The organism is Burkholderia sp. JPY481 (assembly GCF_038900515.1).
Lineage (GTDB): Bacteria > Pseudomonadota > Gammaproteobacteria > Burkholderiales > Burkholderiaceae > Paraburkholderia > Paraburkholderia youngii.
In genome coordinates this window covers 558,368-578,787 of the sequence record NZ_JAYMRT010000002.1, presented here as the reverse complement: position 1 = coordinate 578,787, position 20,420 = coordinate 558,368, and the positions used below count along the sequence as shown (strand labels likewise).

Below are 20,420 nucleotides of genomic sequence, written 5' to 3'. Positions count from 1 at the left end.
TGATGGATGATCGAGCCGCGTCAGATCGAGTCGGCGAGATTGTTGAAGATCGCGCTGAGGTTGGTGCCGAGCGTGGTCACACCGCCGATGATCAGCAGTGCAATCAGGCCGGCGAGCAGACCGTATTCGATGGCGGTCACGCCGTCTTCGTCGTGAGCGAAACGCAGCGCGCGCGCAATCAGCTTCTTCATGACAGGCCCCCGTATTCAGTTGGAAAGTGACGGACGAATCGTGAGGTTCGTCCGTCGGCAAGATGACTCAGACCGAGTCCGCGAGGTTGTTGAAAATCGTCTGCAGATGCTGGCCGAGCAGGGTCACGCCGCCGATGATCAACAGCGCGATCAGGCCGGCGAGCAGCCCATATTCGATGGCGGTCACGCCGTCTTCGTCACGAACGAAACGGGCTGCGGTAGCGATGATGTTCTTCATGATTCGACTCCTGTGGAGGACTAACGATTTAAACCCGTTACCAGGATTGGCGTGGGCGGTGGCACTACGGGCACTGCTGGGAACTGCGGAAAACTGCGAGCTAGTTTCGCCGCCCGGTCAGCGTCGCGCGGTGTTTGATCCGCATGGGCGTAACGCTGGGCGACACGAACTGGAGGAAACGTGGGAAGTGAAGCGGCAGCTGCCGGGCAAGCCGCAGCATTGCGGCCGTGTGCCGCTGACGCAGCATGGCCGCACGATGGGCGCCGCTCATGAGCTTGTTACCGCCGCGCAGTCGCGTGAACTTGTTGTACATACATCCCCCGTCTTTCGTGATTTTTTCTTGGCGCCGGCTCGAGGCCAGCACCCGCTGGTCAGTCGACGTTGGCTCTCTCTCGCGCCATGGTGTGCTGTCTGTCAGGTCCGCAGCATCGTGTCGTCGACTTCCGCGCACTCCCCATCGCAAGGACGGGACCAGCTTTGCGAAAACAGCGTAACGACAGGGGTTCGAGCCGACTGGCCTCGAGCCTCGCGCCCGATTCGCGTCCGGAATGTCCGAATCCGCAACGTTTCGCATAGGCCGCCGAACACTTCGCGGAACGCGTAAAGCCCCGTTGGACAAGGCTCGGCATTTTTTGTCCAGGACTTTCCCTGAGCCGGTAAAAACGGAATATCGCTGAGAAATCGGCCTTCCCGAATGGCGCGCCGGTCCAAAGCGTCTCATCGATGAGACGGCTTGGTGCGTTGGCGCACACAACGCTGACCGTTTGGCCCGTTAATTGGGTGAATCGGCAGCGCGTGACTCGCGGCCAGGAAAACGCGAGCTTGAAAGTCACATAAATTTCCGCCAACAATGAGCTGACCGGTTCAGCGCAACGACACGGGTTTTGATGCGATGTCACGCGCAGACACATACAAAACGGAATCAATAAACAGAACGAACGGAGGGTCGACAGACCTGATCCGGATCACACGGGGGCGGGGATCATGTACGCATCACAGCTACGCATGCGCAGCGGCGACAGCGAGATTCGCGGCTGGCTCACGCACGAGCGCATCGTCTTCTACTGCAGCGGAATGTGCGCGCTGTATGCGGTGATCATCGGGTTGTGGGCCTATGCGAGCCACGGCTTCACCGACCAGCGCCTCACGCGTCCCGGTGAGGACTTTTCGATTTTCTGGTCGGCCTCGTATGGACTGCTGCACGGTTCGGCGATGCAGGTCTACGACCATGCGTTGTTCGACAAGCTGCAGCGCGCGCTATTCACGACCGTCAAGCAAGACAGCGTGATGCCCTGGCTCTACCCGCCGACCTTCCTCGTGCTGATCTCGCCGCTCGCGCTATTGCCGCGGCTCGTCATGTACTTCGTGTTCGTCGGCGGCGGCATTGCGCTGCTCAGCGCGGGCACGCTGCGAGTGTCGGGCCTTGCCGACAGCTTCAGGGGATCGCGCTTCGCATGGTTCGTCGTCGCGGCCTCGCCGTGCGTGTTCGTGCCAGCCCTGTTCGGTCAGAACTCGCTGCTGACCGCGGGCATCGCGGCGCTCACGCTGCATTGGCTGCGTCGCCATCCGGTACGCGCGGGGTTGTGCCTCGGCCTGCTCGCGATCAAGCCGCAGATGGCCGTGCTGTTTCCGCTTGTGCTGATCGCCGCGCGCGCATGGCGCACGCTGGCGGCCGCCGCGTTCAGCGCGGCGCTGCTCGGCGTGATCAGCGTGCTGGTCTGCGGCGTGCAAACGGTGCGGCTCTTCTTCATCAACACCGGCATTGCCCGCGAGACGCTGCTCGAACAATGCCGCGGCTACTGGCTCGCGTCGCCAACCGTGTTCGCTGTGCTGCGCGAGGGCGGCGCGCCGATCGTCGCGGCCTTTGCGGTCCACGCCTGCGTTGGGCTGATTGCTGCGGCAGCCGCATGGCACGTGTGGCGCAACACGCGCGACACGCGGCTGCGCGCGGCGAGCCTCGTCGTCGCCACGTTGCTGACTAACCCGTACGTGTGGCACTACGAACTGGCGTGGCTCGGCATCGCGACGGCCTGCCTGACCGCGCTCGGGCTCGACAGAGGCTGGCTGCGCGGCGAGCAGAGCGTGATTGCGCTTGCGTGGCTGCTGCCGGCCTATGAACTCTTCAACCGCACGACCGAGTTGCCGCAGATCGGCCCGATCGTTCTGCTGCTGGTGCTGCTGCTCGTCATGCGCCGCGTGCGCGCAATGGACGAAGAACGCGACGAGCGCGCCGCCCTCGCCTATTCGCACGCGGCTCGAATCATTCGATAAACGGGGAAGCGTCATGCCAACTCATACAACCACGCCACTGATCTCACTCGTCGTGCCGTTCTATAACGAGCAGGACGCGGTGGAACGCTTCTTCGCGGCAGTCGTGCCGGTGCTCGAATCGATCGACGGCACGCGCTTCGAGATCGTCTGTATCAACGACGGCAGCAGCGACGCGACGCTCGATCGGCTGATCGCGCAGAGCAGCCGCGACCGTCGCATTCGGGTGATCGACCTGACACGCAACTTCGGCAAGGAAGCGGCGTTGACCGCCGGCATCGACGAAGCGTTCGGCGATGCGGTGATTCCGATCGACGCGGACCTGCAGGACCCGCCGAGCCTGATCCCGGTGATGGTCGAGCATTGGCGCGCGGGCGCCGAAGTAGTCGCGGCCAAACGCACGAACCGCCTGTGCGATACGTTCGCCAAACGCACGGCAGCCGCGCTCTACTATCGCGTGCACAACGCACTGTCCGAAGTGAAGCTGCCGGAGAATGTCGGCGATTTCCGGCTGATCGATCGTCAGGTGGTCAACGCACTGCGCAGCCTGCCGGAGCGTCGTCGCTTCATGAAGGGCCTGTTCGCGTGGGTCGGCTACCGCACCGTGATCGTCGAATACGAACGCGAGCCGCGCAGCGCCGGTCACTCGAAGTTCTCCGGCTGGCGGCTGTGGAACTTCGCGCTCGAAGGCATCACGAGCTTCAGCACGGTGCCGTTGCGCAGCTGGACTTATATCGGACTGTCCATCGCCACGCTCGCGTTCGTCTACGGCGGGTTCGTCATCGGCCGCACGCTGTGGTCGGGCAATCCGGTGCCCGGTTACGCGTCGACGATCTCGGTGATGCTGTTCATGGGCGGCATCGAGCTGATCGGCATCGGCGTGATCGGCGAATACGTCGGCCGCATTTACTACGAGTCGAAGGAACGGCCCGTTTATCTGGTGCGGCGCCGCTATCAGGCGAAGAGCAAGGTCAGCATGTTGCCGGGCGTGCGCCAGGATGCGCGCGTAGCGCATGTGGGGCGCGTCGAACCGACACGCAGGCGTGCCGCGCCACGGTTTCGCGTAGTCGGCCACTGACAGTTGAGGAGTTAATCATGTCTCCCGATGCCTACCTCGAAATGGCCGAGACCGAAGCTGGACACTGGTGGTTTCGCGCGCGGCGCGACGTGCTGCGCACGCTGCTCGAACGGCTCGCGTTACCGCGCCGCGCACGGGTGCTCGAAGTAGGCTCCGGCACCGGCGGCAACCTCGACATGCTGGCCGGCTTCGGCACCGTCAGCGGCCTCGAGATGGACCCGACTGCTCGGGCGCTGAGCGCGCGCAAGACCGGCAAGCAGTTCGACATCCGCGCGGGCCACTGCCCCGACGACGTGCCATTCAACGGCGAACGCTTCGACCTGATCTGCTTCTTCGACTGCCTCGAACATATCGCCGACGACGCCGGCTCGCTCGCCGGCATGCGCGAGCTGCTGACGCCGGGTGGCCGCATCGTCGTGACGGTGCCGGCCGGACACCATCTGTGGAGCGCGCACGATGTTTTCCTGCACCACTACCGCCGCTATAGCCGCGCTTCGCTGATGCGCTGTGCGGCCGCAGCCGGCTACGAAGTCGAACGCATCAGCTATTTCAACACGCTGCTGTATCCGGTCGCGGTGCTCGCGCGTTGGGCCGATCGGCTGCTGCATCGTCAGCACTCGAGCGGCGACGCGATTCCGCCGTGGCCGCTCAACGCGGCGCTGTACCGCATTTTCAGCGCCGAGCGCCACTGGCTCGCGCATGCGCCGCTGCCTTATGGCGTATCGCTGTTCGCGGTCCTGCGCAAGCGCGACGGAGCGTCACGATGATGCCGGTCGATCGAGTCAAGCTGATGCGCTTTGGCGCGAGCGGCGTCATCGCGACGGGCCTGCATGTGTGCATTGCGCTGACGCTGATAGCGGACGCCGCCATGTCGCCGCCGTGGGCCAACGCGATCGCGTTCACGTGGGCGACGGCGGCTTCGTATCTGTTGAACACGTTCTGGAGTTTTTCGGCGCTGCCCGCGTTGGTGAACGCTGGGCGGTTCGTGCTCGTATCGCTGGGCGGCCTGACGTTGACCGCGCTCGTAGCGCGCCTGACGCAGCTTGCGGGCGGCCCGCCCGCGCTCGGTATCGCGCTCGTCGTGTGCGTGGTGCCGCCGCTCACGTTCATCGCGCATCGGTGCTGGACGTATCGCTGAATACGAAGCACACGTAACGCGGCTCACGCCGTGCGCAACGCCTTCTGACACGCCGCGAGCACCGCGCCACCCGCCAGCAGCAGCGCCGAATACACGAGCCCGCGCGCGAGCCCGGCGCCATCCGACACCCAGCCGATCACGACCGGCCCGACGATCTGCCCGAACGCGAACACGATCGTGAAGGCGCTGATGCCCTTCGCCCAGTGGCTCGCGGGCAGATTGTGGCGCACGAACGCGGTCGTCGATGCGACCGCCGACAGGAACGTCGCGCCGAATAGCGTGCCCGAAACGAACGCGACCCACGGCTGCGTGAAGATCGCGGGCAGCAGCGTCGCGATCGCTAGCAGCGCGTTGAGCACGGCGAGCGCCTGGCCGCCGCGCATGCGATCGAGCAGTGTCGACCAGATTCGCGCCGACACCACGGTCGCCGCGCCGAGCAGCAGATAAAAGCCGGTGACGACCGCCGCGCTCATGCCGGCGTTGCGCAACAGCGCGACGATGAAAGTCATGTAGCCGATATAGCCGACGCCGAACAGTCCATAGCCCGCGAGCGCGGCCGCGTAGTGCGGCCAACCCGGCGCGGAAGTGGCGCCGGCTGCATGCGCGGCAGCCGCCGCGCTCGTATGCGCGCGCTCGATTCTGCGCGACGCGCCGATCGCGACCGCGGCGAACAGCGCGCAGGCCGCCGCCAGCGCGAACCACGCGAACTGCCAGCCGTGGGCGGCGTCAAGGATCGTCACGGGCACCAGCACCGACGACGCGACGATCCCCCAGCCGGTGCCCCCGTAATACAGACCGAGCACGAGCCCCGCGTCGCGCGGGCGCGCCGACGCGAGCCGCGCCGCCAGCACGCCGCCGCCGATGAAAATCGCCGCGCTGCTCGCACCGGTGATCACGCGCAGTGTCAGAAGCACATCCGTGCTGGCGGTGAGGCCGCTGCCGGCCATCAACAGCGCGGTCAGCACGCAACCGCCCGCGAACAGCGCGCCCGCCGACCAGCGGCGCGCGAGGCGCGGGAACACCAGCGCGCCGAGCAGATAGCCTAGCGCGTTCGCGGTGTTCATCGCACCGGCCTGCGCGAAGCTCCAGCCGAGGTCGAGCTTCATCGACGGCAACAGCAACGCGTAGGCGAAGCGCGCGAAACCGAGCGCTGTTGCGCTGCCGAGCGACAGCGCGGCGGCCAGCAGCAGTGTCGGCGGACGTTGGGCGGTGGTCGTGGTTGGAGCGTGCGGTGCGGTGCCGGCGGAATGGGAGGACATGGGCGGACGGACCTGAACGAGAACGCTTCGAGCCGGTTCTGATTGGACGATGAGTTGGACGCATGCGGCAGATTGCCATGATAGCTGGGAGAGACGTTTCGCAGCGAGCTTCTCGCTCGAACTCGCGAGGCACGGCAAACGGCAATTGATCGATCTGCCGATGGGCGGCAAGGTTCGCCCGGCGGCAACGGTCGCGCAGCCGGTGGACAAGGTATCGATGATCGGCCGGCCGAAGAGGACGGCGCGCTAGCGCTTCGAGCGCGCTCTACCCGCCCGCCCCTTCCGGCTCATGCGGCACGAGCCGCGCTTTCGCGTGACGCATCTTTTCCAGCGCCTCGGGCCCGGCCTTCAGCGCGACGCCGATCGCGAGCGCATCCATGATGCACAGATGCACGAGCCGCGATACGCCCGGCGTATTCGGATCGATCGGACTCGCCACGCGCAGCAGCAGCGGAATATCGGCGAGCCATGCGAGCCGCGAGCCGACGTTGGTCAGCGCGATCGTCGTCGCGCCGCGCTCCTTCGCGATCTGGATGCTTTCGTTGACTTCGACGCTGCGCCCCGAATGCGAGATCGCAAACGCGACGTCGCCCGGCTCCATCAGGCCCGCGTAAAGACGCTGCAAATGACCATCGGTGAACGCGGCCGCCGCGATGTCGATGCGCAAGAACCGCAGCGCCGCATCCTGCGCGACGAGCCCCGAACCTGAACCCACCCCGAAGAAAAACACGCGCCGGGCGCTGACAAGCGCCGCGATCGCGCTTTCGACCACCGCAGGATCGAGCGCGCCGCGCGCATGCGTGATGCCGTCGATCGCCGCTTCCCCGACCTTGTCCATCAAGGTCTGCACGTCGTCGTCGCGGGCGACCGCGGTCGACGCATACGGCAAGCCACCCGCCACGCTCTGCGCGAGCTGCATCTTGAAGTCGCGCAGACCGTGCGCACCGATCGCGCGGCAAAAACGCGTGACGGAAGGCTCGGACACGTCGGCGCGCTGCGCGAGATCGGTGATGCTCGCGCGCATCGCGAAGTCGACGTCGGCGAGCACCATGTCGGCGACCTTGCGCTCGGCGGGCCGCAGACTCGCGAGTGCGTTGCGGATATGGGGAATCAAGTTCGGTGCGGACACCCGGTGTTCCTTAGGGGCTGTTTCATATGGATCCGCGTCGCTCGCAGCTTCTACGGCTTCAATCGGCCTGGTCAAACCAGCCTGCGTCCACTCTCCGTATCGAACAGATGAATGTGTTCGGCCGGCAGACGCAGCGCAACGCGCTGACCGGGCTCGATCTTCGAGCGTTCGCGCGTCGTCACGCACCACGCGGAGCCGCCTATTTTCCCGTACAAGTGCGTCTCGGCGCCAGTTGGCTCGATCACTTCGACGTCGAGCGCGGCATCCGGTATCAGCGTCGTGATCTCGATGTGCTCGGGCCGCACGCCGAGCGTGACCTTCGCACCGACCACGGCCGACGCAGGCGTGCGTTCGAGCGCGACCTCGCTGCCGTCCGCGAGCTTCAACGCGAGACCTTCACCATGGGTGCGATTGACGATCACGCCCTCGACGAAATTCATCGACGGCGAGCCGAGGAAGCTCGCGACGAACAGATTCGCCGGCCGGTCATACAGTTCGAGCGGACGGCCGATCTGCTCGATCCGTCCCGCGTTCATCACGACGATGCGATCGGCCATCGTCATCGCTTCGATCTGATCGTGCGTGACGTAGATCACCGTGTTCTTCAAGCGCTGATGCAGCGCCTTGATCTCAGTGCGCATCTGCACGCGCAGCTTTGCGTCGAGATTCGACAGCGGCTCGTCGAACAGGAACAGCGACGGCTCGCGCACCACCGCGCGGCCCATCGCGACGCGTTGCCGCTGACCGCCCGACAGCGCGCGCGGCAAACGGTCCAGATAGCCGCTGAGGTTCAGCATCTTCGCGGCCGCATCGATACGCGGCTTGAATTTCTCCGACGACTCTTTGCGGATTCTCGGACCGAACGCGATGTTTTCATACACCGACAGATGCGGATACAGCGCGTAGCTCTGGAACACCATCGAGATATTGCGCTGCTGCGGCGCGAGCGTATTCGCGCGCGTGCCGCCGATCATCAGATCGCCGCCGCTGATTTCCTCGAGCCCCGCCACCATCCGCATCAGCGTGCTCTTGCCGCAGCCCGACGGACCGACCAGCACGACGAACTCGCCGTCGTCGATGTCGAGATCGATGCCGTGCACGACCTGGGTGTCGCCATAGCGTTTGAAGATGCCGCTCAGTTGCACTGCTGCCATGCTGTCCTCATCGTCTTGCTGCGTGTTGTATTGCGGGTGTCGTGATGCGCGCGCCGTGCGCCGCTCAGAACGACTCGAGCGTCAGCTCCTGCGCCATTAGCCGGTTGCCCGCCATCAAGCCGCCGTCGACCGGCAACGCGACACCGGTGATCACGCGCGCTTGCGGCGACGCGAGAAACAGCACCGCGTCGGCGATGTCGTCGGGCGTCGCGAAGTCGCGCAGCGGGTACCACTTCTTCAGTTCCTCGAACACCTGCGGATTCTTGTCGACGCGGGCCTGCCACGCCTGCGTCTTCACGGTGCCCGGACACACGATGTTCGCGCGAATGCCATAGCGGCCCAGCTCGATCGCGAGCGACTTCGTATAGCTGATGAGGCCGGCCTTCGCAGCGCTATATGCCGGGTGACCGAGCGCTGCAAGACCGTTCACCGAGCCGATCAGCACGAGCGCGCCGCGCTGCCGTTCGATCATCGACGCGCGCACCGCCTCGACCGTGTGATACGTGCCGTTCAGATTCAGATGGATGTCGCGGTGCCAGCTCGCGGCGTCGGTGGTCGCGAGCGACGCGCCGAGCGCGGCGCCCGCGTTCGCGACCAGCACGTCGACCGGTCCGCGCTGCGCGACCGCCGCTGCCACCGCTTGCTGCACCGCCGCGGCGTCGCCGAGATCGACCGCGACCGGCACGATTTTGTCTGCGCCCCGTTGTGCGCCGAGACGCGCGCTCAGCGCTTGCAGCGCGGCCACGTCGATGTCGAGCGCGAGCACGGTATCGCCCGCCTCGACGAAGCGCTCGCATAACACGCTGCCAATACCGCCGCATGCGCCCGTTACCAATACGACACGATCCATGTATTCCTCGCTCGTTCGTCCGGCCGATTCGGCCGTCTTGCCGTCGCCCTCCGCCACCCGGCTCGCGCCGCGCACACCGCTGTAAATTTCTTACAAAACGCGTTTTGCGAAAACTGTCCGGTCATCCCGAAGAGTGGGTTTTCGTACCATCGCGCACTGCAGAATACCCCATGCTTTCCAGCATCTTATGCACAAAATCAGCGAGGAAAAAATATCGCAGACCCTACGTGACAAGCTATTTTGCGTCATGTAGGATTTTTTCAAACAATGTACCCAAGGCGGCCGGCGACGGCAGCAAACCACCCACAGGAGAGAGAAAAATGTCGTTGCATGCCCGTGCTTCCCTCGCGCTAGGCAAAGTCGCCGTGGCGCTCGCGTTTGCAGGTATCGCCGTGTCGGCTCACGCCGAAACGGTCCGCGTGACGGTCGCTCACTACAGCGACGCGACCGCGCCGTACTTCGAGAAAATGGCCCGCAACTTCGAGAAGGCCAACCCCGGCACGACCATCAAGATCGAAGACGTGAACTGGGATACGCTGCAACAGAAGCTGCAAACGGACATCTCCGGGGGCGCCAACGCGGACCTCGCGATCGTCGGCACGCGCTGGCTGCTCGACTTCGTGAAGGACGACGTCGCCGAACCGCTGGACGGCTACATGGACGCGAACTTCAAGGCCCGCTTCATCGGTCCGTTCCTGGCGCCTGGCCAGATCAACGGCAAGACCTACGGGCTGCCGATCGCCGCGTCCGCACGCGCGCTGTACTACAACAAGGACATGCTCGCGAAGGTCGGCTATCCCGACGGCCCGAAGACCTGGAACGACGTGATCGATGCATCGAAGAAGCTGAAGGCGCAAGGCATCGCCGGCTTCGGTCTGCAAGGCAAGGAAATCGAAACCGACGTCTACTATTACTACGCGCTGTGGACGATGGGCGGCGACGTGGTCGGCAAGGACGGCAAGGCCGCGTTCAATTCGCCGGCGGGCGTGAAGGCCGCGACGATGTACAAGCAGATGATCGACCAGGGTCTCACGCAACCGGGCGTCACCGGCTATAGCCGCGAAGACGTACAGAACCTGTTTAAGCAGGGCCGCGTCGCGATGGTGATCTCCGCGCCGTTCCTCGCGAAGCAGATCAAGAAGGAAGCGCCGAACCTGAAGTACGGCATCGATCCGGTGCCGATGGGCACGACGCACGCCACCTACGCGGTCACCGACTCGATCGTGATGTTCAAGAACTCGAAAGCGAAGAAGACCGCGTGGAAGTTCCTCGACTATCTGTTCACGAAGGAGCCGCGCGTCGAGTTCACGACGACCGAAGGCTTCCTGCCCACGACGAAGGCCGAAGCGGCGGACCCGGCGTTCAACGATCCGGACATCAAGGCGTTCATCGCGTTGCTGCCCACGGCTCACTTCGCGCCGACCGTGACCGGCTGGGAAGACACCGCAAAGGCCGTGACCGACTCGATGCAAGCGATATATCTGAACAAGGCGCAACCGGCTGACGCGTTGAATGCGGCGGCTGCGCAGGCGAACAAGTCGCTCGGTCATTGATGCGCGGCTTGCGGCAGTAACGAGACGAACAGGGGACGCGCGGCGCCGTAGCTAAAGCGCCGCGCGTTGCGCCACGCCACCCCAACATTCGAGCCTATGCAGCACGATGCACCCACCGGCCCATTCCGTCGCGCCCGCCGCCAGAAAGCGGGCGCGTCTCACGATCGAGCACGCATGAGCCGTTCCGTTTCTCCGCGCGCGCATGCGCCCTGGTTGCTGATTGCGCCGAGCCTCGTGCTCGCGCTGTTCATCATCAGCTACCCGATTTTCAACATCGTGTGGCAATCGCTGCATGAGGTGTCGCGCTTCGGCGCGATTCGCGACTTCACCGGCGCGCAGAACTTCATCAACGTATTCCAGGACCCGGTGTTTGTCGCTTCGGTACGCCGCACGATCATCTGGACCGTGTGCGTGGTGGGTGGCACGGTGCTGATCTCGGTACCTGTCGCACTGATTCTGAATCAGGACTTTCACGGCCGCGGTGTCGCGCGCACGATCGTGATGCTGCCGTGGTCCGTGTCGCTGACGATGACCGCCGTCGTCTGGCGCTGGGCCTTCAACGACGACTACGGCATGGTCAACGTGACGCTGCAGCGGCTCGGCCTGATCAGTGGCCCGATTCACTGGCTCGCGACGCCCGAGTTCGCATTCCCCGTCGAAATCGCGGTCGGCATTCTGGTGTCGATTCCGTTCACGGTGACGATTTTTCTTGGCGGCCTGTCTTCGGTGCCGAGCGATATCTACGAAGCTGCGCGGATCGACGGCGCGAGCGCGTGGCAGCAGTTCCGTCAATTGACGATGCCGCTGCTGCGCCCGTTCATCAACATGGCGATCCTGCTGAACGTGATCTATGTGTTCAACTCGTTTCCGATCATCTGGGTGATGACGCAAGGCGGGCCGGACAACAGCACGCACATCCTCGTCACCTATCTGTACGAACTCGGCTTCCGGCTCGGACGCCCCGGCGAAGCGGCCGCCGTTTCGCTGATCATGCTCGTGATGCTGTTCGCGTTCTCGATCGCTTATCTGCGTCTGCAACGCACGAAAGAAGGAGTGCCGTCATGAGTCTCAGCGCGAAGACCAAACGCTCGCTGTGGTGCTGGATCGCGCTGACGCCGCTCGTGATCGTCATACTGTTTCCGTTCGCGGTGATGTTCTTCACCTCGGTCAAACCCGCGTCGGAGATCTTCGTCTATCCGGCGCGCTGGCTGCCGGTGCAGTGGCAGTGGCGCAATTTCGTCGACATGTGGGAGGCGGCCAACTTCGGCGTCGCGCTGCGCAACAGCGCGATCATCAGTTGCCTGTCCACCGCGCTCGCACTCGCGGTGAGCCTGCCCGCCGCTTACGCGCTCGCGCGCTTTCCGTTTCGCGGACGCGGTCTGTACAGGCAGTTCCTGCTCGTCACGCAGATGCTGTCGCCGATCCTGCTGGTGGTCGGCCTGTTCCGGCTCGCGGCGATGATTCCGTGGGGCGACGGCAACCTGGTCGATTCGAGGATCGGCGTGATCGTGTCGTACGCGGCGTTCAATATCGCGTTCGCGGTGTGGATGCTGTCGTCGTACTTTCAGACCGTGCCGCAGGATCTCGAGGAATCCGCGTGGCTCGAAGGCTGCAGCCGTACGCGCGCGGTGTTCAAGGTATTTCTGCCGCTCGCGGTGCCGGCGATCGTCGTCACTGCGATCTTCACGTTCATCAATGCGTGGAACGAGTTCGCGGTCGTCTATACGTTGATCCGCTCGCCGGAAAACAAAACGCTGACCGTGCAGGTGACCGATATGGTGGCGGGCAAGTACGTGGTCGAATGGCATCTGGTGATGGCCGCGACCTTGGGCGCGACGCTGCCGGTTTCGATCGTGTTTGCGTGGTTGCAGCGTTATATGGTGAAGGGGCTCGCGCTCGGCGCGGTGAAGTGAGTGGCTGCGCGGCGCATGCCGCGCAGTGTGGACATCGGCTTGCGCGTCAGTCGGCGCCGCGCACGATGCGCAGATCACGCTCGACGCCATCGCCCAATGCGGCCAGCGCCTTCTTGTACTCATCGCTTTCGTAAGCGGCCACGGCCGCTTCATAGGTCGGGAATTCGATCACGACCGTGCGTTCCTTCAGGCCCTGCTCGCGCGCCTCGTCCGCCACACCTCGCACGATGAACTTCCCGCCCGCCGCCGCCACCGCGGCGGGGGCGAGTTGCGCGTACGCGGCCAGTTTCTGCGGATCGTTTGTCTTGCGGTATGACGTCACCCAATAACCTTTGCTCATTCGAATCTCCTTGTGTGATGGAACAACGCGGGACGAAAGCGGACCATATCGGTCGCTGTCCTGCATGGTAGCAAAGCGGGCTGGCTCGCGATGCCCTGCCGTCACCGCACATTCCATCTGACTGTCAGCCGGTCGCGACCCACCACGGCGACGCTGAGCGGTACCGCGCCGCCGCGCGCCGCGACTGCGGTATGCGGTGGCATGGCCCGCGCTGCGCCAGCCGCCCGCGCCAGCGGACCGTAAAGTTCCGGGCGGCGGCTTTCGAGCCATCGGCGGCCGGCGCTCTCACCGATCAACGCCGTGTCGAGTTCGGCGGACACGAATGCGCTTTCACGGCCGACGCTGTCGGCGAGAACGCGGCCGCAAGGGTCGACGATCAACGCGGCGTCCGTTTCGCCGATGTTCTCGTTGCCTTTCTCCTTGTCTTTCTCGTTGCCTTTCTCGCAGCCGCCCTCGGTCGCTCCGCTGAATGCGACGAACATGCCGTTATCGGCCGCGCGCGCTGGCATCCAGCGGCGCAGCGCGCCAATCGAATCGCGCTCGTCGGATTGACTCGCGCTCAGATAGCGCCGGTGCGGCGCGACCAGCAGCGTTGCGCCCATCAGCGCGTTCATGCGCACGTTTTCGATCAGATAGTTGTCGGCGCCGATCAGCACGCCGATGCGCACGCCCCAGGCCGTGTCGAAGACGGTGAAGCGGTCGCCGCATTCGACGCGCCGATGCTCGAACGCATGCAGCTTGCGATGACAATGACGGATGCCGCCGGGCAGGCAAATCACGTAGCTGTTGAAAATACGCCCGTCCGGCGCGCGCTCGAACAGGCCGACACCGGCGGCGACGCCCGTCGCTTCGACCGCCTCGGCGACCGCGCTGACCGACGGTCCATCGAGCGGCTCGGCCAGCGCTTCGACCTCACGCCGACGCAGCTTCGCCAGACTCGCGCACTCGACCAGACACGCTTCGGGAAACACCGCCAGCCCGATCCCTTCGCGCGCGGCACGCGCAAGCCGCTCTGCGACAAGCGAAACGCGAGTGACCTGTGGCGGAATCCCCCGGCACGACAACTCCAACGGAACGGCGGCAACACGCAGCATCGAAGCAGACACGTCAAATACCTCACAAACGGTGATTCCGGATAGCCTCATTGGACCCGCCGTACATCGATAAGTAAAATGAATATTTCGATCCGTTCGATAGGCGAAGAGAATGGAACTGAAGTTATTGCGCGCTTTCGTGACGGTGGCCGAACAACGCCATTTCGGTCGCGCTGCGGACCATCTGTGCTTGAGCCAGCCCGCGCTGAGCAAGCAGATCGTTGCGCTCGAATCGAGCCTCGGCGCGCGCCTGTTCGTGCGCGGCCGGCATGGCGCTGAACTCACCGCGTTCGGCGAAGCGTTTCTGGCCGATGCCATCGCGCTGATCCGGGATGCCGATGAGGTTCTCGCGCGCGCACGCGAGGCGGGCAGCGGCAAACGCGGCGCATTGCGCATCGGGCTCGGGCTCTCCACTCTCGACTTCGCGCCCCCGTTGATCGCCGAGTTCCGGCGGCTCAATCCGAATGTTTCCGTCACGCTCAACGATCTGTCGTCGGCGGAGCAAAGCAGACGGCTGCTGGCCGGCAAACTCGACGTCGGCTTTCTACGCTTGCCCGCCGAGGGCGGACTGGCATCGTTCGCCGTGCTCGATGAACGACTGGCGCTCGCGTTGCCGCAAAACGCCAGCGTCAAGCGCTTGCCTGCCAATCTGGACCGGTTGAACGAGCCGGGATTCATTGCGCTCGCGCGTGGACGCGGGCCGGGTCTGGCTGCGCAGATCGATCGGTGGTGTGGCGCGCATGGTTTCGTGCCGCGCGTGATCCAGCAAGCCGACGACATCCAGACGGTGCTCGCGACCGTCGCCGCTGGCGTCGGCGCGGCGTTCGTGCCGTCGCGGGTGCAATCCCTGCTGCGCGATGCGACCGTCATACCGCTACGCGATGTGGCGGCACGCTGGCGCGTCGGACTCGCATGGGAGCCTACACGCGACGATCCGGTGACCGCGCGTTTCGTCGAGTTCGTGCGTGGCGCGGCGAAATCGACAGGACGCGCCGCAAAGAGCATGGGACGCGCATAACGGGAATTGTCTCTTCCAGCATCGCAAAACGACTTAGCTATTAAGCGTTTTGTGCACTAGGCTTGCCTTTGCACACTTCAAGCGATGGATCAAAGGAGACAAACAATGAGCGAGCGATACGAGTCGTTTTGTGCGTGCTGCGGCAGTCCCGACCACCGGGCGATGAGCCGTCGGACTTTCATGAGCCTGCTTGCGGGCAGCGCCGCCGGACTCGCGATGCCGTCCGCGTTCGCCGCGGACGCACCCGACGTCCGCACGATTGCTTATGACTCGATTGCCAATCCCGTACGTTTGCCGAACGACACGTATTTCGGCGAATGCTCGGGCGTCGCGCTCAATTCGCATGGCCATATCTTCGTGCTGTCGCGCGGCAACACCACCGGCCCCGCGTATGGCGCGGCCGCCGCGCAATTGCTCGAGTTCGCGCCCGATGGACGCTTCGTGCGCGAGATCGGTCACAACCTGTATGCGTGGTCGTTCGCGCACACGGTGAAGGTAGACCGGCATGACAACATCTGGGTCACCGACAAGGGCTCGGACATGGTGATCAAGTTCACGCCGGAAGGACGGGTCGCGATGGTGTTCGGCCGCAAGCAGGAAGCATCGGACGAAGAGACCGCGCCGCTCAAGCATCCCAACCCGCCGCTGCCGTCCGAACCCGGACGCTTTCGCCAGGTGACCGACGTCGCGTGGGACAAGGCAGGCAACACCTATATCAGCGACGGGTACATCAACTCGCGCGTCGCGAAGGTCGATCGCGACGGCAACTGGCTGAAGTCATGGGGTGATCGCGGCACCGGACCAGGGCAGTTCCATACACCCCATAGCATCGCAGTCGATGCGCACGACCACGTGTACGTGGCCGATCGCAGCAACCGGCGCATCCAGGTGTTCGATACCGAGGGCACGTTCCTGCGCCAGTTCACGATCGACGTGCCGGTGCCGCCGGACGCGCGCCCCGCGATCGGCAACATGCCGAGCGAAGCGGAGCTCGCCGCGGGCACGTTCGCGCCGGGCTCGCCTTGGGCGATCTGTATTTCGCCGGGACCGAATCAGGTGCTCTATAGCGCCGACGCGTTTCCGGGCCGCATCTACAAGATGACGCTCGATGGCAAAGTGCTCGGCGTACTCGGCAAAGCGGGCAAACAGCCGAAACAGTTCGGCTGGATTCACGAGATGGCGTGCCCTTCGGAAAACGTCTTATTCATTGCCGAGTTGCTGAACTGGCGTGTTCAGAAACTGGTCTTGCATGCGTGATAGACGAGGGCCGGCGCGTCCGCTTTTGATGCGCACGCGGACCGGTCCCGTCGATGTCAAGCCATCTCAGTCGTAATGGCGATGCTTGTGATGGCGCTTGCCCGAATAGTAGCCGCGCGAGTAGTCGTCGGCGTACGAGTTCGAGCGGGAGATGTTGCCGCCGAGCGCCGAACCCGCGCCACCGCCCAGCGCCGCGCCGACGAGGCCGCCTGTGCGGCCGCCCATCGCGTTGCCGGCCGCGGTGCCCGCGCCGCCACCGAGCGCGCCGCCGATGATCGCGCCGGTACGTTCGCGACGATTCGACGTGACCGCGCCGCCCGCACCACCGCCCACCGCGCCACCGATCACCGCGCCGGTGCTGCCGCCAACCGCGCCGCCGACTGCCGCGCCGGCCACGCCACCGAGCGCGCCGCCGAGCATGTTGTTCATATCACCGGCGAGGGCCGGCAACGACGCCGCGGCGCTCAATGCGGCCACGGCAACCATCTGGATGATCTTCTTGGACATATCGGGTCTTTGTTTTAGTGAGACGGCGCCGAGTATAGCGGGGCTTTCGAAAGGCCTTTGTAACTGCGACAGTCCATCGCGGTAAGACGTGTAACAAAATGAATGGGGTATTGTTTTTTGCGGTGACCGCGAAAAACAAGGGCCGCTCGTGGTGAGCGGCCCTCGTCGGCAGGCGTTGTCTTGACGATTTTTCTGTTCGACATGTCCGGATGGTTGTTCAGGTGGAAGAATGCCAGCGCAAAACAACGCCCCGCGGGGCGAGCGCGGAAGTGAAGCGACGGACGATCGTAGCCGGACGGCGATGACAGCCCGATGAAAACATCGGGAGAACAGCGGGAGCTGGGGATTGAGATTGAACCGCTCATAAAAACGAATTGCCGGTGCAGCGCGCAATTCGATCACGCGCATGCAACCGGCAATCCGCCTGAGCGCCGCTCAGGTTTGCGAACTCGTATCGTCCGCGGCTTGAGCGTTGTCGGCGTCGTCCCGCTTCTCCTCTTCTTTCTTTTCCACCAGCTCTTCGAGCTTGCCGGCGCCTTCGAATCCAGCGATAGCGGCGATGCCTTTGGTCAGCAGACCCGCTTGCGGATCGACTTTCTCCGCGGCTTCAACGGCGGCGACCGCACCGGCGATCTTGCCCACTTCGTCCAGAAGTCCCATGTCGCACTCCCACAAAAATAAGTGAAATGGCATCGTCTCACGAACTTCGTGGCGTGTCGTCAAATGTTAAGTCGCTTGACCGTGAAGCTTTCAGAGTGAAATTTAAACGGCCGCCTCACATGCGCGCGGGCGGCTGTGGATTGTTGGCGGGATTCGTGTCGAACCTCGACACACGAACAATGCCGTTCGCGTCGATCAATTTCGACAAGCCGACTTCGAGCGCATCGGCGACATCCTTGTCATACACTTCGTCGCTATTCACATAGAGCGTGAACGACTGCAGGTATTTCGCTTTCTTCTCCGGGTTCTCGATGGTCTGCCGCGTCCATTGATAAAGCGGGTAGTTTTCAGCGCCCATTCTTTCCGCTTCGCTCACGTAGTCGGCGAATGCATCGAACTGGCATTTGAGCGTTGCTTGATGCGTTTGCAAAAGGGCACGAAGTGCGGGATGCGCTGCGCACGAAGGGTCCGCGCGCAGCGAGTCGGCGAGCGCCGCCGACGCAGTGATCCGCAATTGGAATTGCAAGGGAGATGACATCACGACCTCGATCGCATCGGTAACGGTTATCAAAAGTCCGCGGGCGCGGCCTTGTCGGCGACACGCGCATCGAGCACGGCTTCGCACTGCTCGATTTCTTCGCTGCTCATCGGCTTGCCCAGCAGATAACCCTGCGCATGCGTGCAACCGCATACGCGCACGAAGTTGAGCTGTTCCTGGGTTTCGATGCCCTCGGCCGTGGTCGGCATGCCGATCTCGCGCGCGAGCGCGACGATGCCGCGCACCACGGCCGCGGATTCGCGACCATGCACGGCCTCGCGCACGAACGAGCTGTCGATCTTCAGCTTGTCGAACGAGAAGCGCACCAGCGTCGACATCGTCGAAAAGCCGGTGCCGAAGTCGTCGAGCGCCAGCCCGATACCCAACGCGCGCAACCGGGTGATATTGCGGCGGGTCACTTCGTCGTCGTTCAGCAGTGCCGTTTCCGTGACTTCGAGATTGAGCCGCGTCGGCGGTAGCCGCGTTTTCCGAAGTATTGCCGTCACCGTCGATGCGAACGATTCCTCGCGCAACTGCACCGGCGATACGTTGACCGCAACGATCACCTTGTCGCGCCACGTCGACGCCGCCATGCACGATTGCAGCAGCACCCATTCGCCCAACAGGAGAATCAGGCCGGTGCGCTCGGCGGTTGGAATGAACGCCGACGGCGACAACTCGCCGCGCGTCGGATGAGCCCAGCGAATCAGCGCCTCGCGGCCCGCCACCGCGCCGGTGTGAAGATCGATGATCGGCTGATACTCCATGCGCAAACCATCGAACGACTTCAGCGCGCCTTCGAGGTCGCTGCGCAGCAGGCTCAGGCTTTCGTCGGATACGTGCTTCTCGGCATCGAAAATCGCAAACGCGCTTTTGCCGCTGCGCTTGACGCCATACAGCGCGCGGTCGGCGCAGATCAGCAATTGCGGACCCGTTTTGGCATGCTCCGGGTACAGCGCGATGCCGACGCTCGCGCCGATATGCACGAGCGCTTCGCTCAGCACGAACGGCCGCGCCAGCGTTCTGACGATGCGATCGGCCAGCACGCGCACGTCGCGAAGCTGCCCGGTGTCGTCCGAAATCGCCACGAACTCGTCGCCCGCGAGGCGGCCAACCTGGTCGCCGCTTGGCAGCAGGTCGCGCAAACGCGTCGCCGTTTCCTGCAGGATCTGGTCGCCGGCGGCATGACCGAGGCTGTCGTTGATCGCCTTGAAGCCATCGAGGTCGATCAGCAGCACCGCAAACGCTCCGCCCTGCCCGGTCGAACTCTCGCCGGTGCGCTCGAGCAGCAACTCGCTGATGCGCGCGCGATTCGGCAAGCCGGTCAGGCTGTCCTGGCGCGCGAGGCGATGGCTGTTTTCGCGCGCGAGCAGCAGCGCGACGGTGTCGCGATTGCTGCGCAGCGCAACCGTGAAAAAACCGGCCGCGCAAAACGGTGCCTGAAACAGCAACACGAGCTTGCCATTGCCCGGCGACATCGCCGCACCGATACTCAGAAAGCTCAGAATAAAAACGATCTGCAATAACGCAAGCCGCGGTGTGCTCGCATTGCGTCCGGCCAATCCGCCAATCACACCGACCGCGCAAACGTTTCCAAGCAGAAAAAGCGTGGGACTCCCGCTGATATTGCACAGAAATGTGCCGAAACCGAATAGCGCGCTCCACAACAGACTCGCGAAAAGAAACGCGGAAGTCGGTGTGGGTAGCCCTTTTGCGGCGCGCGTGCGGCATAGCCAGATCAACAGGAGCCGCGCGATCAGCAATGCGACGACCGCAATGCCCCACGCGGCATACAGCGGTATTGGATAGAGATAATACGCAGTCGCGCAAACGCTGATTTCGCAAATCGATGCGAATATGATCGAAGCGGTTCGCGTAAACAGATTAGCAAGCAGAATCTGCCGGTTGTCCGGACTCAGGTTCTGAGCCGAGGACACGAGCCACTTGAAAAATGGAGACCTTGGTTCGGTAAAAGCCATGACCTGCGCATTCGACGGTTAGTGGGTCCGAATCGGCATGCGAATGGACGGCTCGTGCGGCGATTACATAAACATAAAATATCAGATTAATGCGGGCAATGGCGTGAAATGACTATTAGCCGCGTTTTTAAAGCACTGGACCGCCGCTATTGCGCAGTCGCGCGACCGGTGCGGTCGTTTCGGATAGCACGTTGTTGCGGCGCAGCGCCCTGCTCGGTGCGACGTCATTCCGATGTTGCGCAAAGGCAATAAAAAA

General features: G+C 63.9%; 23 protein-coding genes. 10 read left to right on the top strand and 13 right to left on the bottom strand.

The features are described from left to right. Nucleotides 1-20: 20 nt before the first annotated feature. From VSR82_RS08110 to VSR82_RS08100, 3 genes are all read right to left on the bottom strand, one after another. Nucleotides 21-191, bottom strand: a complete 171-nt coding sequence (locus VSR82_RS08110; protein WP_368583004.1) for a Flp family type IVb pilin — start codon at nt 189-191, stop codon at nt 21-23. A gap of 67 nt (nt 192-258) precedes the next feature. Beyond that, nucleotides 259-429, bottom strand: coding sequence for a Flp family type IVb pilin (locus VSR82_RS08105; protein ID WP_013092552.1), 171 nt, complete (start codon nt 427-429; stop codon nt 259-261). Nucleotides 430-529: 100 nt separating this feature from the next. After that, on the bottom strand, nt 530-742 hold the full coding sequence (locus VSR82_RS08100) for a hypothetical protein (protein ID WP_429456055.1): 213 nt from the start codon (nt 740-742) through the stop codon (nt 530-532). A gap of 671 nt (nt 743-1,413) precedes the next feature. Here VSR82_RS08100 and VSR82_RS08095 point away from each other — a divergent pair. From VSR82_RS08095 to VSR82_RS08080, 4 genes are read left to right on the top strand one after another with little or no spacing between them, the layout of a single operon-like run. Further along, nucleotides 1,414-2,700: a glycosyltransferase family 87 protein gene (locus VSR82_RS08095; RefSeq protein WP_429456056.1), complete on the top strand. Its 1,287-nt coding sequence runs from the start codon at nt 1,414-1,416 to the stop codon at nt 2,698-2,700. 13 nt (nt 2,701-2,713) lie between these two features. After that, nucleotides 2,714-3,775, top strand: a complete 1,062-nt coding sequence (locus VSR82_RS08090; protein ID WP_429456057.1) for a glycosyltransferase family 2 protein — start codon at nt 2,714-2,716, stop codon at nt 3,773-3,775. Between the two features lie 17 nt (nt 3,776-3,792). After that, the gene (locus VSR82_RS08085; RefSeq protein WP_429456058.1) at nt 3,793-4,542 is read left to right on the top strand and encodes a class I SAM-dependent methyltransferase; all 750 of its coding nucleotides are present in this window, start codon (nt 3,793-3,795) and stop codon (nt 4,540-4,542) included. Beyond that, entirely contained in the window at nt 4,539-4,913 is a 375-nt protein-coding gene (locus VSR82_RS08080) for a GtrA family protein (RefSeq protein ID WP_429456059.1), read from the top strand. Before VSR82_RS08085 ends, VSR82_RS08080 begins: the two co-directional genes overlap by 4 nt. 23 nt (nt 4,914-4,936) lie before the next feature. Here the strand turns inward: VSR82_RS08080 and VSR82_RS08075 are convergent, their stop codons facing one another. After that, nucleotides 4,937-6,172: a YbfB/YjiJ family MFS transporter gene (locus VSR82_RS08075; protein WP_498857619.1), complete on the bottom strand. Its 1,236-nt coding sequence runs from the start codon at nt 6,170-6,172 to the stop codon at nt 4,937-4,939. 49 nt (nt 6,173-6,221) lie between these two features. On the opposite strand from VSR82_RS08075, the gene VSR82_RS08070 reads away from it, so the two are divergent. After that, the gene (locus VSR82_RS08070) at nt 6,222-6,422 is read left to right on the top strand and encodes a hypothetical protein (protein WP_429456061.1); all 201 of its coding nucleotides are present in this window, start codon (nt 6,222-6,224) and stop codon (nt 6,420-6,422) included. A 15-nt stretch (nt 6,423-6,437) separates the two neighbouring features. On the opposite strand, the gene VSR82_RS08065 is transcribed toward VSR82_RS08070, so the two are convergent. From VSR82_RS08065 to VSR82_RS08055, 3 genes are all read right to left on the bottom strand, one after another. Then, nucleotides 6,438-7,301 (bottom strand): MurR/RpiR family transcriptional regulator, encoded by an 864-nt coding sequence (locus VSR82_RS08065; protein WP_429456062.1) that lies wholly within the window; start codon nt 7,299-7,301, stop codon nt 6,438-6,440. Between the two features lie 71 nt (nt 7,302-7,372). Continuing rightward, nucleotides 7,373-8,455: an ABC transporter ATP-binding protein gene (locus VSR82_RS08060; protein WP_429456063.1), complete on the bottom strand. Its 1,083-nt coding sequence runs from the start codon at nt 8,453-8,455 to the stop codon at nt 7,373-7,375. A 64-nt stretch (nt 8,456-8,519) separates the two neighbouring features. Next, nucleotides 8,520-9,305 carry an SDR family oxidoreductase gene (locus VSR82_RS08055; protein ID WP_429456064.1) on the bottom strand — a complete coding sequence of 262 codons (786 nt, stop codon included), beginning with the start codon at nt 9,303-9,305 and terminating at the stop codon, nt 8,520-8,522. Nucleotides 9,306-9,625: 320 nt separating this feature from the next. Here VSR82_RS08055 and VSR82_RS08050 point away from each other — a divergent pair, with 320 nt between their 5' ends. The 3 genes from VSR82_RS08050 to VSR82_RS08040 all read left to right on the top strand — a co-directional run bounded on the left by VSR82_RS08050 (nt 9,626) and on the right by VSR82_RS08040 (nt 12,771). Beyond that, nucleotides 9,626-10,858, top strand: coding sequence for an ABC transporter substrate-binding protein (locus tag VSR82_RS08050; RefSeq protein ID WP_018435768.1), 1,233 nt, complete (start codon nt 9,626-9,628; stop codon nt 10,856-10,858). A gap of 174 nt (nt 10,859-11,032) precedes the next feature. Further along, nucleotides 11,033-11,923 carry a carbohydrate ABC transporter permease gene (locus VSR82_RS08045; protein WP_176121060.1) on the top strand — a complete coding sequence of 297 codons (891 nt, stop codon included), beginning with the start codon at nt 11,033-11,035 and terminating at the stop codon, nt 11,921-11,923. Beyond that, on the top strand, nt 11,920-12,771 hold the full coding sequence (locus VSR82_RS08040; RefSeq protein WP_368583022.1) for a carbohydrate ABC transporter permease: 852 nt from the start codon (nt 11,920-11,922) through the stop codon (nt 12,769-12,771). Before VSR82_RS08045 ends, VSR82_RS08040 begins: the two co-directional genes overlap by 4 nt. A gap of 46 nt (nt 12,772-12,817) precedes the next feature. Here the strand turns inward: VSR82_RS08040 and VSR82_RS08035 are convergent, their stop codons facing one another. Both VSR82_RS08035 and VSR82_RS08030 read right to left on the bottom strand, forming a co-directional pair. Continuing rightward, nucleotides 12,818-13,111, bottom strand: coding sequence for a DUF1330 domain-containing protein (locus VSR82_RS08035; protein WP_176106837.1), 294 nt, complete (start codon nt 13,109-13,111; stop codon nt 12,818-12,820). Nucleotides 13,112-13,212: 101 nt separating this feature from the next. Then, nucleotides 13,213-14,217, bottom strand: a complete 1,005-nt coding sequence (locus VSR82_RS08030; RefSeq protein WP_429456065.1) for a nitrilase-related carbon-nitrogen hydrolase — start codon at nt 14,215-14,217, stop codon at nt 13,213-13,215. Between the two features lie 100 nt (nt 14,218-14,317). Here VSR82_RS08030 and VSR82_RS08025 point away from each other — a divergent pair, with 100 nt between their 5' ends. Both VSR82_RS08025 and VSR82_RS08020 read left to right on the top strand, forming a co-directional pair. Further along, a complete protein-coding gene (locus tag VSR82_RS08025; RefSeq protein ID WP_429456066.1) occupies nt 14,318-15,223 on the top strand; it encodes a LysR family transcriptional regulator in 906 nt (301 codons plus the stop codon). A 105-nt stretch (nt 15,224-15,328) separates the two neighbouring features. Continuing rightward, nucleotides 15,329-16,480, top strand: a complete 1,152-nt coding sequence (locus VSR82_RS08020; protein WP_429456067.1) for a peptidyl-alpha-hydroxyglycine alpha-amidating lyase family protein — start codon at nt 15,329-15,331, stop codon at nt 16,478-16,480. Between the two features lie 66 nt (nt 16,481-16,546). On the opposite strand, the gene VSR82_RS08015 is transcribed toward VSR82_RS08020, so the two are convergent. The 4 genes from VSR82_RS08015 to VSR82_RS08000 form a co-directional block, all read right to left on the bottom strand. Beyond that, on the bottom strand, nt 16,547-16,987 hold the full coding sequence (locus VSR82_RS08015) for a hypothetical protein (RefSeq protein WP_368583028.1): 441 nt from the start codon (nt 16,985-16,987) through the stop codon (nt 16,547-16,549). Nucleotides 16,988-17,422: 435 nt separating this feature from the next. Beyond that, nucleotides 17,423-17,647, bottom strand: coding sequence for a hypothetical protein (locus VSR82_RS08010; protein WP_429456068.1), 225 nt, complete (start codon nt 17,645-17,647; stop codon nt 17,423-17,425). Between the two features lie 115 nt (nt 17,648-17,762). Beyond that, complete coding sequence (locus tag VSR82_RS08005) at nt 17,763-18,185, bottom strand: hypothetical protein (protein WP_429456069.1); 423 nt, start codon at nt 18,183-18,185, stop codon at nt 17,763-17,765. Nucleotides 18,186-18,214: 29 nt separating this feature from the next. Beyond that, nucleotides 18,215-20,164, bottom strand: coding sequence for a putative bifunctional diguanylate cyclase/phosphodiesterase (locus tag VSR82_RS08000; protein WP_429456070.1), 1,950 nt, complete (start codon nt 20,162-20,164; stop codon nt 18,215-18,217). Between the last annotated feature and the right edge of the window lie 256 nt (nt 20,165-20,420).

Excerpts from the sequence above, each read along its gene's own strand:
- VSR82_RS08025 (WP_429456066.1), top strand. The coding sequence starts at position 14,318 with ATGGAACTGAAGTTATTGCGCGCTTTCGTGACGGTGGCCGAACAACGC.
- VSR82_RS08100 (WP_429456055.1), bottom strand. The coding sequence starts at position 742 with ATGTACAACAAGTTCACGCGACTGCGCGGCGGTAACAAGCTCATGAGC.
- VSR82_RS08080 (WP_429456059.1), top strand. The coding sequence starts at position 4,539 with ATGATGCCGGTCGATCGAGTCAAGCTGATGCGCTTTGGCGCGAGCGGC.
- VSR82_RS08090 (WP_429456057.1), top strand. The coding sequence starts at position 2,714 with ATGCCAACTCATACAACCACGCCACTGATCTCACTCGTCGTGCCGTTC.
- VSR82_RS08015 (WP_368583028.1), bottom strand. The coding sequence starts at position 16,987 with ATGTCCAAGAAGATCATCCAGATGGTTGCCGTGGCCGCATTGAGCGCC.
- VSR82_RS08110 (WP_368583004.1), bottom strand. The coding sequence starts at position 191 with ATGAAGAAGCTGATTGCGCGCGCGCTGCGTTTCGCTCACGACGAAGAC.
- VSR82_RS08105 (WP_013092552.1), bottom strand. The coding sequence starts at position 429 with ATGAAGAACATCATCGCTACCGCAGCCCGTTTCGTTCGTGACGAAGAC.
- VSR82_RS08035 (WP_176106837.1), bottom strand. The coding sequence starts at position 13,111 with ATGAGCAAAGGTTATTGGGTGACGTCATACCGCAAGACAAACGATCCG.
- VSR82_RS08075 (WP_498857619.1), bottom strand. The coding sequence starts at position 6,172 with ATGTCCTCCCATTCCGCCGGCACCGCACCGCACGCTCCAACCACGACC.
- VSR82_RS08000 (WP_429456070.1), bottom strand. The coding sequence starts at position 20,164 with ATGGCTTTTACCGAACCAAGGTCTCCATTTTTCAAGTGGCTCGTGTCC.
- VSR82_RS08055 (WP_429456064.1), bottom strand. The coding sequence starts at position 9,305 with ATGGATCGTGTCGTATTGGTAACGGGCGCATGCGGCGGTATTGGCAGC.
- VSR82_RS08045 (WP_176121060.1), top strand. The coding sequence starts at position 11,033 with ATGAGCCGTTCCGTTTCTCCGCGCGCGCATGCGCCCTGGTTGCTGATT.
- VSR82_RS08085 (WP_429456058.1), top strand. The coding sequence starts at position 3,793 with ATGTCTCCCGATGCCTACCTCGAAATGGCCGAGACCGAAGCTGGACAC.
- VSR82_RS08005 (WP_429456069.1), bottom strand. The coding sequence starts at position 18,185 with ATGTCATCTCCCTTGCAATTCCAATTGCGGATCACTGCGTCGGCGGCG.
- VSR82_RS08020 (WP_429456067.1), top strand. The coding sequence starts at position 15,329 with ATGAGCGAGCGATACGAGTCGTTTTGTGCGTGCTGCGGCAGTCCCGAC.
- VSR82_RS08060 (WP_429456063.1), bottom strand. The coding sequence starts at position 8,455 with ATGGCAGCAGTGCAACTGAGCGGCATCTTCAAACGCTATGGCGACACC.
- VSR82_RS08070 (WP_429456061.1), top strand. The coding sequence starts at position 6,222 with ATGAGTTGGACGCATGCGGCAGATTGCCATGATAGCTGGGAGAGACGT.
- VSR82_RS08010 (WP_429456068.1), bottom strand. The coding sequence starts at position 17,647 with ATGGGACTTCTGGACGAAGTGGGCAAGATCGCCGGTGCGGTCGCCGCC.
- VSR82_RS08040 (WP_368583022.1), top strand. The coding sequence starts at position 11,920 with ATGAGTCTCAGCGCGAAGACCAAACGCTCGCTGTGGTGCTGGATCGCG.
- VSR82_RS08050 (WP_018435768.1), top strand. The coding sequence starts at position 9,626 with ATGTCGTTGCATGCCCGTGCTTCCCTCGCGCTAGGCAAAGTCGCCGTG.
- VSR82_RS08095 (WP_429456056.1), top strand. The coding sequence starts at position 1,414 with ATGTACGCATCACAGCTACGCATGCGCAGCGGCGACAGCGAGATTCGC.